The sequence below is a fragment of the Thermotoga sp. RQ2 genome, from assembly GCF_000019625.1.
GTDB lineage: Bacteria > Thermotogota > Thermotogae > Thermotogales > Thermotogaceae > Thermotoga > Thermotoga maritima.
On record NC_010483.1, the window covers coordinates 1,260,172 to 1,272,357 of the forward strand.

Here is a 12,186-nt window from a genome sequence, read left to right on the forward strand (position 1 = left end):
GTTCGGTGGTAAGGATCAGACTCACAAGGATGGGAAAGAGACACCAGCCTTTCTACAGAATAGTCGTTGTTGACAGCAGGAAGAGGAGAGATGGTGCTTACATCGAGTCTCTTGGATACTACAACCCTCTGAAAGAAGGGGAAATAAAGATCGATGTGGAAAGAGCCGTGGAATGGATTCTGAAAGGAGCCCAGCCGAGCGACACTGTGAGGGATATCTTCAGAAAATTCGGGGTTATGAAGAGGGTCCACGAGATAAAATACGGAAAGAAAGAGGAGGCCACGGCTGAATGAAGGAGCTCCTCGAGAAGATTCTTCGGGGAATAGTGAAGCATCCCGAAGAGGTTGTGGTCATGGAGTTCGACGAAGAAGGAAAGAAAGTATACGAAATCGTTGTGAACGAAGAAGATGTTGGACAGGTCATAGGAAAAGATGGAAGAACGATAAAATCTTTGAAGATACTTCTGAGTGCACTCATGGGAGATTCTAAGGAGATCACCATCAAGGTGGTCCGGTGAGAGTATGATAAGAACCATTCAAGACCTGTTGAATGAAAGAGTGGCGATTGGAAAGATCGTCAACACACACGGCCTCAAGGGAGAGGTCAAGTTCTTCCCTTACACGAACTCTGAGGAAATCGTGAAGAACCTCTCCAGTGTGGTTCTTTACAACAGCGAGAAGAAGGCGTTTTACAACCTCACCGTTGAGTCTGTGAGGAGGATGAACAAGCTCTTTCTCATCAGGTTCAAATCGATAGACACGATAGAAGCCGCAGAAAGGATCAAAGGTTGTGAAGTCTTCATAAAATACGAGGAGCTTCCAAAACTCAGCGAAGACGAATACTACTTTTACGAAATACTGGACTGCGATGTTTTCTACGAGTCGGGCGAAAACGTTGGAAAAGTAGTTGACATAATAGAAACCGGTTCGAACGACGTACTCGTGGTGAGAAAAAAGAAGAAGGAAACCCTGATCCCCATGACGAAGGACTGTATAGTTGAAATCGACAAAGGTGCGAAAAAGATCATAGCAAAGGAAATGGAGTGGATTTGATGAGAATCACAATAGTGACTATATTCCCTGAAATGGTCGAAGTTATAAAGAAGTACGGCGTCATAGCTCGGGCGGTAGAAAGAGGTATCGTGGAGATAAACGTGGAGAATTTGAGGGATTACACCACCGACAGGCACAGAACGGTTGACGATTATCAATACGGCGGCGGATACGGCATGGTGATGAAACCTGAACCTTTCTTCAGATTCTACGAAAGTTACGTAGAAAAATATGGAAAACCTTACGTTATTCTCACAAGTCCGCAGGGGAGAATTTTCAACTACAAGATAGCAGAAGAACTTTCAAAGAAGGACGACATCGTTATATTCTGTGGAAGGTACGAGGGAATAGATGAAAGAGTGATGAGCATCGTTGACGATGAAATATCCATAGGAGACTACATACTCACGGGTGGAGAGCTCCCCGCCATGGTCATAACTGACGCTGTTGTGAGGCTTGTACCGGGTGTTGTCGAGAGAGAATCCGTAGAAAGAGAATCGTTTCATCAGGGACTACTCGATCATCCCGTTTACACAAGGCCGTATGAGTACAAGGGTATGAAAGTTCCAGATGTTCTCCTCTCTGGAGACCACGAAAAGGTGGAGCTCTGGAGAAGAAAGGAGAGCATAAAGAAAACACTGGCAAAGAGGCCAGATCTTTTCTTAGCGAAGGAACTGGACGAAATGGACAAATTGGCTATAATAGAGTTGTTCAGGGAGTTGATGGAAAAATGTTAGAGAAGGTGTACGTGGCCCTGATTCATTACCCTATAAAAGGAAAAGACGGCAGCATCATATCAACGGCCGTGACAAACCTCGATGTCCACGATATAGCAAGGACTGCGAGAACGTACAACCTCAAGGGATACTACATTGTGACTAACCTCAGAGCGCAGCAGGATATGGTAAGCAAGATGTTAAAATTCTGGAGAGAAGGTTTTGGAAGCCGGTACAATCCTTCCAGAGCGGAATCTCTCAAGCTCGTGAAGCTCAAATCCTATCTGGAGGATGTGCTGGAAGACATAGAAAGTGTCGAAGGAGAAAGACCTTTGATCTTCTTCACCTCTGCGAAAAAACGCGAAAATGACATTTCTTTCGAAGAGGGAAGAAGAATAATCATAGAAACCGAAAAACCTGTTCTCATACTTCTCGGTACAGGCTGGGGTCTTCCCGATGAAATTCTCGAGATATCCGATTACGTACTGGAGCCCATAAGGGCGCAGTCTGATTTCAACCATCTTTCCGTGAGAGCGGCTGCTGCCATCATCATCGATCGGTTGATAGGAGAAAATTACGCGAGGAGGGATTGAAGATGGATCATCTTGTGAAAATCATCGAAAAGAAATATGAAAAAAAGGAGATTCCCGATTTCAGACCAGGAGACACCGTGAGGGTGCACGTGAAAGTTATAGAAGGTGACAGAGAAAGAACACAGGTGTTTGAAGGAATCGTCATCGCAAAGAGAGGTTCTGGAATAAACAAAACGTTCACAGTGAGAAGAATAGGCAGCCACGGTGTTGGAGTCGAAAGGATCTTCCCCGTCCACTCCCCAGTTGTTGAGAAGATCGAAGTTGTGAGAAAGGGTAAGGTGAGGAGAGCCAAGCTCTACTACCTCAGGAACGTGAGAGGTAAGATCAGGATCAAGGAGCGCAGAGATTGATGAACTTGAAAAAAGAATCCGTGGAATGGATCAAGGCACTCCTTTATGCACTGGTTGCAGCGACGATCGTGAGACTCTACATATTCGAGACCATGCTGGTTCCGACTGGATCGATGATCCCAACGATACAGATTGGGGATCGGCTCTTCGTCGAAAAGATCACGTACACTGTACGTGAACCGCAGATAGGAGAAATCGTGGTTTTCTGGTCACCGTTCGTGGATGAGAGAGCAAGCCACATGCTCCGACTTTTCGATAAATTCATGGATCTCTTTTCTCCCAGTAAGTTCAGGGGTCATGTAAAGTACGTGAAGCGCCTCGTTGGAAAGGGTGGAGATGTCCTCGAAATAAAGGACGGAAAACTCTACGTGAACGGTGAGGTTCCGGAAGTTTTGAAAGACAGGTACTACGAGCCGGAAGGGATTTTCAAATACGAAGATTTTTACGAATGGCTGTACACAGCGAGCAAGCTGAGAAAAGACAAACAAGCGTACAGAGATTTCATATACGATATCGCAAAGAATTATGGCAGAACAGCGGCAGTTCTTGTTTTCTCCCTCATCGGGGAGGAAGGTCTCAGCTACGGAGAAGCTTTCCTCCCCGGTTTGTTGAACTATTTCGATCCATCCATGGTTTACTACGACGAGAAAACGAAGTCCTATTACATCCCGGGGATGATCTACCACGAGTTTTACGAGGAATATTATTCCAAACTCGATCTCAAGAAGTACATCGAAAAAACAGAAAATGGTACGATCAGAATAAGGGTGCCGGAAGGATTTTACTTTCTGATGGGGGACAACACAAAGGAAAGTCTTGACTGCAGATATTTCGGTTTTGTCCCGAAGGACCACATCATAGGATGGCCGATCTTGAGGATCTGGCCCTTTGAGAGGTTCGGTCCTATTCAGAAATACTAAGGATGAACAGAATCGAAAAAGCAGTAGAGATTTCCGCTTCTGGTGACAACCACCACACGTTCTTCACCAACAACGGGTTCTACGGTACTCTCCCCGACCTTTCTTTCCCATCTTCTCTTTCCATCGAATGTGAAGGAGTAAAGAACGTCCTCAGACACGAAGTATACGTATCCTTCCCTTGAAACAGCCACCGGAGAAGGAGTGGAAGCTGAGATGATTCTTTTCACATTCCCAGAAAGATCGATCGAGTAGATTCCATCTTCCGCGTTCACGAAAACGGTATCTCCGAAAGCTGAAAGTTGTGAATTCAACGAGAGAGGAAGTTTCTTTTTCCAGACCACGTTACCGTTTGTTCTGTTAACGCACAACAACCAGCCTGAGTTACTTCCAGTGATCACATATCTGTCGATGATTATCGGTTTCATCGTTAGAAGATATCCTGTGCGGGTTTTCCATCTCAAGGAACCATTTGAATAGAGAGAGTACAGACTTCTCGAAGTTCCAAAATAGACGACTCCGTTTTCATCGACCGTTACACCGGTTGAAATCCACTCTTCGTCTTTGAATCGCCACACGATGGAAGAATCGTGATCGATGAAGTACACTTCGCCGCTGTCGGTGGCAAGGTAAATACCGTAGGAATTCACTTCAAAAGGCTTTGAAACATCAGCCTCAAGATCGATTTTCCACACCAGCTGACCGTTTTGAGATATGGCGTAGAGGAAGTTGTCCCAGCTCGTTACGTAGATCCTTTCCATGAAAACGCGGGGTGGTGCCGTTATGACGAAACCTGTTCTGTAACTCCAGAGTTTTCCACCGCTCATCGAGATAGCGTGAACGATTCCTTCTACATCCGCCACAACCAGCAGATTTTCAAAAATGACGGGTGAAGATCTCACCTCGGCTTCCAGATTCAGCTGCCAGATCAGATCTCCCGGTGTGTACATCTCACCCTGAGCAAGAACCGGAAAAACCCTTTGAGCTGTTCCGATCTTCTTCAGAGAGAAGACTCCCACTCTGTAGAGGTCGTTACCTTTTGTGAAGAGGATTGAATCCTGGAGTTTTACAACCGATGTGGTGTTTCCACTTGCGATGTACTCCTTGAACGCTCTGGGAGACGTCAATTTTGCCGCGTTCAAGGTGATCACTTTGTTTCTGAAAAAGACGATCAGAAAGTTTTCGATCCATTCTAAGTCTTCTGCTTCTTCAAATTTCGAGAAGAAAACGACCTTCGGTGCCAGAACGTTTTCCAAATCCACCAGAAAAATCGTTCCATCGGAAGTTAAAGCGGCGAACGCTTTTTTCTCTTTGTTTACAGAAATCTTGTTTATCTCTGTCTCGGCCTCTATCTTCCAGATCTCTTCACTGTTCTTCGTGAGAGAAACGTATTTTCCATGACTCACCAGCAGGTAGCCTTCGTAGAAATCGACGTCAGAAACGGATTGTTGAAAACTGATCTTGCTGTATTTGAAAGAAACGGGATCCAGAAGTAGAACCTCTTTTTCGCAGATTACCACCAAACGTTCATCGTTCCACTTCAATTTCTTTGCCGGTATTTTCAGCGATCGGATGATTTCTTTGCTCTTCAGATTGTACTCCAGGAGAGCGTTTCCGGTCGCAAAATATGCCGTATCCGAAACCACGACTCCATCGAGAGGAGAGAATGGAAAGACGATCTCCAGGTTCTTCTTCAAGTAATCTCCTTCCACTTCCACGAGGGAGGCGAGGTTTCCCTGGACGACCATGAGTTGCGCTGAGAATAGGTAAGACGCGAGAAGGATGCAAAAGAAGACGATTTTCCTCCACATGTATTTCAACTCCGGCTGTTAAAATATGATCTGGTACAGTAAAAATATAGCACGAATCGAGGTGAAAAGATGAAGCGCGTGGCGGCAGTGATCGAGTACGATGGAAGTAATTTCTTTGGATACCAGGGGCAACCCGATGTCAGAACGGTTCAGGGAGTTATAGAAGACGCTCTTGAGAGGATATTCAAACAGAGAATCTACACCCAGGCAGCGGGAAGAACGGACGCTGGTGTTCATGCGAACGGTCAGCTCATCGCTTTCAACTGTCCGAACGATCGAATGACCACTGAGGACATAAAAAACGCCATGAACGCGAATCTTCCAGATGATGTTTATGTGAAAGAGGTTTTCGAGGTCTCCAAAAATTTTCATCCCCGTTTCGATGTGAAAAAAAGAATCTATCACTACTTCATCCTGACCTCGAAGCAGAAGAACGTTTTCCTCAGGAAATACGTCTGGTGGTTTCCCTACGAGCTCGATCTCGATGCGATGCGAAAAGCAGCGAAGTATCTGGAGGGTACCCATGACTTCACCTCTTTCAAGACGGGGAGTGATGAAAGAGATCCTGTGCGGACCATATACAGAATCAGAATTTTGAGGTTAAAAAACGATCTTGTTCTCATAAGAGTGGAGGGGAGATCCTTTCTGAGAAGAATGGTTCGAAACATCGTTGCCGCTCTTGTGAAAGTTGGTTTGAAGCAGTGGGAACCTGAGAAGATGAAGGAGGTGCTCGAAGCACGCGACAGGAGCGCGGCGGCTGGTACCGCACCTGCACATGGCTTGTACTTTTACAAAGTGCTGTTTTGATTCTTGCTTTCAATTACAGGATTGAGGAAAACGGAGTGCTTTACTTCCTCGGTGATGCGACGCCAACGTCGTATGAGATGGAGATCATCGAGGAATGGAAACGCCTTCCTGTGGTGACCCTTGTTTACGATGGCCCCTCTGAGTACGAAGGCGCTGTGAGAGATTTTCTTTCCGAAGAAGGAGTACTGACTGGTTCGGGAACACCCCTCATTGTCAAGATTCGAACTAAGGAAAATTACGTTGCCTTTCAGTTGATATTCGAAGAAAAGTCCGTGGATAACTTTGAAAATCTCTCAACAAAAGACACCTTCCCGGAACACTTCAGAAAAGCTATTAGGGAAATCTTTCCAGACTCTCAGCTTCCCGATGAGTTTTTCCTTATCGTTTACAGAGATGGAAAGTTTGAAAGGAGCCTTCAACCGACTTCGACTTTTCCGGGAAGAAAAGCTCCCGTGGTGATAATTCCTCAGTGGAAAGAGAAACATACTCTGGAAATAGGAAGTTACAGAAAGGTGGTTGACGAAGGGTTTTACCAGATCGGTGGGAAGATGATATACGCAGGAAGGGATATTTTCATAGAAGACGTCCCGGGGCTCTACAGAAACATCGATATGGTCTTTTTGGACGGAGAAAAAGAATACATCTATCGCGAAGGATTTCTTATGATGGGAGAAAAAACTCTAAAGGTCGAAGAGCCTGTTGATGTGGTTGATGGAATAGTGATTACCAGTCACAGGATGGGAAGTAAAGAGATCGATGATACAATTCTGTTCAGGTGGGACAATTTTGTTTTAACGGCATCGGGGTCCCTTGTGGATATAAGAGGAAAATGGTCGTGGAAAGTTTCAAATACACCGGTAGAGTTTTCCTTTCAGGGTGATGTTTTCTACGTACTCGATGTGTGCGGTTTCTTGAGAAGTTACAATCTCAAAACAAGACGGCTTCTCTGGGAGAAGAAATTCGAAGGAGCCTGGGGACTGGATTCTTCTAAGGATCGGGTTTTCCTGGGTGCTGGAGACGAAGTACTCGTTTTGAACGCGCAGGACGGAGAAACGATCGAAAGAATGGTAGCAGATGATTTCGCGGTATGGAAAGGGGAATTGCTCGTTTACAAAGACGGAAGGATAGATGGGGAGGATATGGAAGGGTTCTTCATCAGAAACTTTGGGATGCCTCTCTTTGTTTCGGGAAAGCGAGTTGTGATATTTGGTACGGAAAAAAAGGAGTTCGAAGAAGTTGAGAAAGTACGTCTTTTTGAGTGGGGAACTGTGATAAAGGTGGGAAATGAAGTATGGCTGATAAGAAGAGATTAGACCAGCTTGTTCTGGAAAGAGGACTCGTGGAGAGCAGGGAAAAAGCGAAGGTGTTGATACTGGCGGGGAAGGTTCTCGTGAACGGAGAAAGGGTTACAAAGGCCAGTAAACTCGTTCCAGAAGATGCCAATGTCGAACTCCTGGAGGAGCCAAAGTATGTGAGCAGAGGAGGGTACAAACTCGAGTCTGCCTTCGAGAGCTTCAAAATAGACGTTTCAGGGAAAGTCGCGTGCGACATAGGAGCGTCCACGGGGGGATTCACGGATTTTCTTCTCCAGCGTGGAGCGAAGAAAGTGTACGCTGTGGATGTGGGGTACGGCCAGCTTCATTGGAAATTGAGAAACGATCCTCGGGTTGTTGTGATGGAAAAGGTGAACGCTCGTTATTTAAATCCTGATGATCTGGGAGAGAAAGTGGATGTTGTAACCTGCGATGTGTCTTTCATCTCTTTGAAAAAGATCATCCCTGCCATTTCCAGGATACTGAAGAACATCGGTGATGCTGTTTTGCTCGTGAAGCCTCAGTTTGAAGCTCCAAGAAAATTCGTAAAAAAGGGTATCGTAAAGGATCCAGGTGTTCACCTTGAAGTGCTGGAGGAAATACGAAAGAGCCTGATCGAGAACGGTTTTGTTGTGAAAGGATGCTGTTTTTCAAAAATCAAAGGAACGGAAGGGAACATAGAGTACTTTTTCTGGGTCAAAAAGGAAGGAGAGAACGCTGAAATAGACCTGAGAAAAATCGTGGAAGAAGCCTGGAGGTTTTTTGGGGAGAGGGAAAGATGAAGAAAACAGTGTTTTTTTTGCTTTTAATGGCTTCTCTGTCTTTTTCAGTACCTGTTCTGCAGAACTACGATTACTTTATTCATCTAAAGAATACCGGAGAGCTCTACTCCGCTTTGAAGAAACTGCCACTTTTTGAATTTTTGTTCTTGGAGGGTGTCGGTTACGAGGAAACGGTTGTGGAATGGGTGGAAAGTCGATTGAACGATCCCGAAGAGTTCTTTCAGGGTATCTCAAGCGAGATAGTGATCTGCGGAAAGGGAGATATTTCGAACCTCTTCACCTTGGATATCAACGAGATTCTCTCCTTATCAGAGAAGATAAATGGATTCATAGCCTTCAAGACACCGGCTCCAGAGAGGTTCATTGAGGATTTTGCAAAGGTGAAGGACCGCACTTTCATCAAAAGAGACGATCTCTATGTTCTGGGAAACACCACACCTCTTTTCTCGAAAATTTCAGGAAACTACGTCTTGATCTCCTCGACAGAGACCGTGTTCGAAAAGATAGGAGAGAGTGAAGACACGACTGATAAACCGTTCTTTGCCCGTATCAAGAAAATGAGCGTGTTTGGGAGAGAAGGTGAAGTCGAAATCGTGGGACAAGTGAAAGAATCTCACCTCACCGTTGAGATCACGCAGAAGGCCAGTCCATTCAGGGTATCAGCCAGAGAAGATATCGGTAAACTGCCGTATCTGGGAGATCTTTTTGCATTCACAAGCGATCCTGAGATCCTTAGGTGGTTTTTCATGAATATGTTCAGAGGAAGCGATGTGGAGAAGTTTTTCAACACGATTTCTTCTGAGGGGAGCTCTATGTTTCTGGTTTCTCTGTACGGAACACCACGGTTCGCTTTCCTGATGGAGAATAAAACGCTGGATGAGGTGACGTCCGATCTCGTCAGCCGTGGTGCGAAATTTGTGGGAGAAGAACTGCAGCTCGATGTGGGAGGTTTGCTTCTTCACTTTTTCAATTACAACGGGAAAATCGTTGTTTCATCCATGAAGAAAGTGGGATTTCTGCAGACTTTGAACAGAAAAAGACTCGAAAATCATCCGAGTTTCGTCTTTCTGGAAAAAGAAGTTCCTAAAAGCGTTTTTCTCGAGGTGTTCGTTGACCTTTACACGCTTTTCGACAAGCTCCTCGGATTTTCTCCAAGATCGAGCCTTCTCCTGATAGGCTATGAGGAGGATGGTCTCATAAAATACAGATTGGAGGTAATGTGAAATGATACTCTTCGATAAGAACAAGCGCATTTTGAAAAAATACGCGAAGATGGTCTCAAAAATAAACCAAATAGAGTCCGATCTACGCTCGAAGAAAAACAGCGAGCTGATAAGACTTTCCATGGTGCTGAAGGAAAAAGTGAATTCCTTTGAGGACGCCGATGAACACCTTTTTGAAGCGTTCGCCCTGGTTAGAGAAGCAGCACGAAGAACGCTCGGAATGAGGCCTTTCGATGTCCAGGTGATGGGTGGTATAGCGCTCCATGAAGGAAAAGTGGCCGAGATGAAGACCGGTGAAGGAAAAACCCTCGCCGCCACCATGCCGATTTATCTGAACGCTCTCATCGGAAAGGGTGTTCATCTGGTCACGGTCAACGACTATCTGGCCAGAAGAGATGCGCTCTGGATGGGACCCGTGTATCTCTTTCTCGGTTTGAGAGTGGGTGTGATAAATTCTCTGGGAAAGTCGTACGAGGTGGTGTGGAAAAACCCTGATCTCGCCAGAAAAGCAATAGAGGAAAACTGGAGTGTCTGGCCTGATGGGTTCAACGGAGAAGTTTTGAAAGAGGAATCTATGAACAAAGAAGCCGTTGAGGCTTTCCAGGTGGAACTCAAAGAGATAACCAGGAAGGAAGCCTATCTGTGTGACGTTACCTACGGCACGAACAACGAATTCGGCTTCGATTACCTGAGGGATAACCTCGTTCTCGATTACAACGATAAGGTGCAGAGAGGCCACTTCTACGCCATTGTGGACGAAGCCGACAGCGTACTCATAGACGAAGCAAGGACCCCACTGATCATCTCCGGTCCCTCCAAAGAGAGTCCTTCTGTGTACAGGAGATTCGCTCAGATCGCTAAGAAGTTTGTTAAAGATAAGGACTTCACGGTAGATGAAAAAGCGAGGACCATCATTCTCACCGAAGAGGGTGTGGCGAAAGCGGAGAAGATCATCGGTGTCGAAAACCTTTACGATCCGGGAAACGTGTCTCTTCTCTACCATCTCATAAATGCCTTGAAAGCGCTGCACCTGTTCAAGAAGGATGTCGATTACGTCGTCATGAACGGTGAAGTTATTATCGTTGACGAGTTCACGGGAAGACTGCTGCCTGGCAGACGCTACAGTGGAGGGCTCCACCAGGCTATCGAAGCCAAAGAAGGAGTACCCATAAAGGAAGAATCCATCACCTACGCGACGATTACCTTTCAGAATTACTTCAGAATGTACGAAAAGCTCGCCGGTATGACGGGAACAGCCAAAACAGAGGAAAGCGAATTCGTACAGGTTTACGGTATGGAAGTGGTGGTTATTCCCACTCACAAGCCCATGATAAGAAAGGACCACGATGATCTGGTCTTCAGGACTCAGAAAGAAAAGTACGAAAAGATCGTGGAAGAAATCGAAAAGCGCTATAAAAAAGGTCAGCCAGTTCTTGTCGGAACAACCTCCATCGAAAAGAGCGAACTTCTCAGTTCCATACTGAAAAAGAAAGGTATCCCCCATCAAGTTTTGAACGCGAAATACCATGAAAAAGAAGCTGAGATCGTCGCCAAAGCCGGGCAAAAAGGCATGGTGACGATCGCCACCAACATGGCTGGGAGAGGAACAGATATAAAACTCGGACCAGGAGTGGCGGAACTTGGAGGACTGTGCATCATAGGAACGGAAAGACACGAGAGCAGAAGAATCGATAATCAGCTGAGAGGACGTACCGGTAGGCAAGGAGATCCGGGAGAGTCCATCTTCTTCCTCTCTCTCGAAGACGATCTTCTGAGAATCTTCGGTAGTGAACAGATTGGAAAAGTGATGAACATACTCAAAATAGAGGAAGGACAGCCTATACAGCATCCGATGCTTTCAAAGCTCATCGAAAACATTCAGAAGAAGGTTGAGGGTATCAACTTCTCGATAAGAAAAACCTTGATGGAAATGGATGATGTCCTCGACAAACAAAGAAGAGCAGTGTACTCGCTTCGCGATCAGATCCTTCTCGAAAAAGACTACGACGAATATCTGAAGGATATCTTCGAAGATGTTGTCAGCACAAGGGTTGAGGAGTTCTGTTCCGGGAAAAATTGGGATATCGAAAGCCTCAAGAATTCTCTTTCTTTCTTCCCGGCTGGTTTGTTCGACCTGGACGAAAAGCAATTCAGTTCTTCTGAAGAACTTCACGATTACCTGTTCAACAGACTTTGGGAGGAATATCAGAGAAAGAAGCAGGAAATAGGCGAGGATTACAGGAAAGTGATCAGATTCCTGATGCTCAGAATAATAGACGATCACTGGAGAAGATACCTGGAAGAGGTAGAGCACGTTAAGGAAGCCGTTCAGCTGAGGTCTTACGGTCAGAAAGATCCTATCGTTGAATTCAAAAAGGAAACGTACTACATGTTCGATGAAATGATGAGGAGAATAAACGATACGATAGCCAACTACGTCCTCAGAGTTGTTAAAGTCTCGGAAAAGGATGAAAAAGAGGCCAAAGAAGAACTTGGTAAAATAAGACTCGTGCATGAAGAATTCAATCTTGTGAACAGAGCGATGAGAAGAGCCACAGAAAAGAAAAAGAAAAAAGATGGACTGCACAGCTTTGGTAGAATAAGAGTGAAGAGGTGATGGGT

Annotated in this window: 13 protein-coding genes; 12 read left to right on the plus strand and 1 reads right to left on the minus strand. The window is 45.4% G+C overall.

Annotated elements, in window-relative coordinates:
• Nucleotides 1–5 precede the first annotated feature (5 nt).
• The 7 genes from rpsP to lepB are packed head-to-tail and all read left to right on the plus strand — an operon-like array spanning nucleotide 6 to nucleotide 3,631.
• Nucleotides 6–293: a 30S ribosomal protein S16 gene (gene rpsP, locus TRQ2_RS06330; protein ID WP_004081979.1), complete on the plus strand. Its 288-nt coding sequence runs from the start codon at nucleotides 6–8 to the stop codon at nucleotides 291–293.
• Nucleotides 290–517, plus strand: coding sequence for a KH domain-containing protein (locus TRQ2_RS06335; protein WP_004081981.1), 228 nt, complete (start codon nucleotides 290–292; stop codon nucleotides 515–517). Before rpsP ends, TRQ2_RS06335 begins: the two co-directional genes overlap by 4 nt.
• A 4-nt stretch (nucleotides 518–521) precedes the next feature.
• Nucleotides 522–1,052, plus strand: coding sequence for a ribosome maturation factor RimM (gene rimM, locus TRQ2_RS06340; RefSeq protein WP_004081983.1), 531 nt, complete (start codon nucleotides 522–524; stop codon nucleotides 1,050–1,052).
• Nucleotides 1,052–1,789, plus strand: coding sequence for a tRNA (guanosine(37)-N1)-methyltransferase TrmD (gene trmD, locus TRQ2_RS06345; RefSeq protein ID WP_004081985.1), 738 nt, complete (start codon nucleotides 1,052–1,054; stop codon nucleotides 1,787–1,789). Before rimM ends, trmD begins: the two co-directional genes overlap by 1 nt.
• The gene (locus TRQ2_RS06350; RefSeq protein WP_004081987.1) at nucleotides 1,783–2,361 is read left to right on the plus strand and encodes an RNA methyltransferase; all 579 of its coding nucleotides are present in this window, start codon (nucleotides 1,783–1,785) and stop codon (nucleotides 2,359–2,361) included. The genes trmD and TRQ2_RS06350 overlap by 7 nt, the downstream gene beginning before the upstream one ends.
• A 2-nt stretch (nucleotides 2,362–2,363) precedes the next feature.
• On the plus strand, nucleotides 2,364–2,711 hold the full coding sequence (rplS, locus tag TRQ2_RS06355; RefSeq protein ID WP_004081989.1) for a 50S ribosomal protein L19: 348 nt from the start codon (nucleotides 2,364–2,366) through the stop codon (nucleotides 2,709–2,711).
• Nucleotides 2,711–3,631 (plus strand): signal peptidase I, encoded by a 921-nt coding sequence (gene lepB, locus TRQ2_RS06360; protein WP_008194811.1) that lies wholly within the window; start codon nucleotides 2,711–2,713, stop codon nucleotides 3,629–3,631. The genes rplS and lepB overlap by 1 nt, the downstream gene beginning before the upstream one ends.
• Here the strand turns inward: lepB and TRQ2_RS06365 are convergent.
• Nucleotides 3,628–5,439, minus strand: coding sequence for a PQQ-binding-like beta-propeller repeat protein (locus tag TRQ2_RS06365; RefSeq protein WP_012311018.1), 1,812 nt, complete (start codon nucleotides 5,437–5,439; stop codon nucleotides 3,628–3,630). The two genes, lepB and TRQ2_RS06365, sit on opposite strands and share 4 nt — an antisense overlap.
• Nucleotides 5,440–5,508: 69 nt before the next feature.
• Here TRQ2_RS06365 and truA point away from each other — a divergent pair, with 69 nt between their 5' ends.
• The 5 genes from truA to secA are packed head-to-tail and all read left to right on the plus strand — an operon-like array spanning nucleotide 5,509 to nucleotide 12,181.
• Nucleotides 5,509–6,246, plus strand: a complete 738-nt coding sequence (truA, locus tag TRQ2_RS06370; protein ID WP_008194815.1) for a tRNA pseudouridine(38-40) synthase TruA — start codon at nucleotides 5,509–5,511, stop codon at nucleotides 6,244–6,246.
• A gap of 35 nt (nucleotides 6,247–6,281) precedes the next feature.
• Nucleotides 6,282–7,559: a PQQ-binding-like beta-propeller repeat protein gene (locus TRQ2_RS06375; protein WP_238514439.1), complete on the plus strand. Its 1,278-nt coding sequence runs from the start codon at nucleotides 6,282–6,284 to the stop codon at nucleotides 7,557–7,559.
• Nucleotides 7,538–8,341 (plus strand): TlyA family rRNA (cytidine-2'-O)-methyltransferase, encoded by an 804-nt coding sequence (locus tag TRQ2_RS06380; protein ID WP_004081998.1) that lies wholly within the window; start codon nucleotides 7,538–7,540, stop codon nucleotides 8,339–8,341. Before TRQ2_RS06375 ends, TRQ2_RS06380 begins: the two co-directional genes overlap by 22 nt.
• Entirely contained in the window at nucleotides 8,338–9,564 is a 1,227-nt protein-coding gene (locus TRQ2_RS06385; protein WP_004082000.1) for a hypothetical protein, read from the plus strand. Before TRQ2_RS06380 ends, TRQ2_RS06385 begins: the two co-directional genes overlap by 4 nt.
• 1 nt (nucleotide 9,565) lies before the next feature.
• Complete coding sequence (gene secA, locus TRQ2_RS06390) at nucleotides 9,566–12,181, plus strand: preprotein translocase subunit SecA (protein WP_012311020.1); 2,616 nt, start codon at nucleotides 9,566–9,568, stop codon at nucleotides 12,179–12,181.
• Nucleotides 12,182–12,186: the final 5 nt, after the last annotated feature.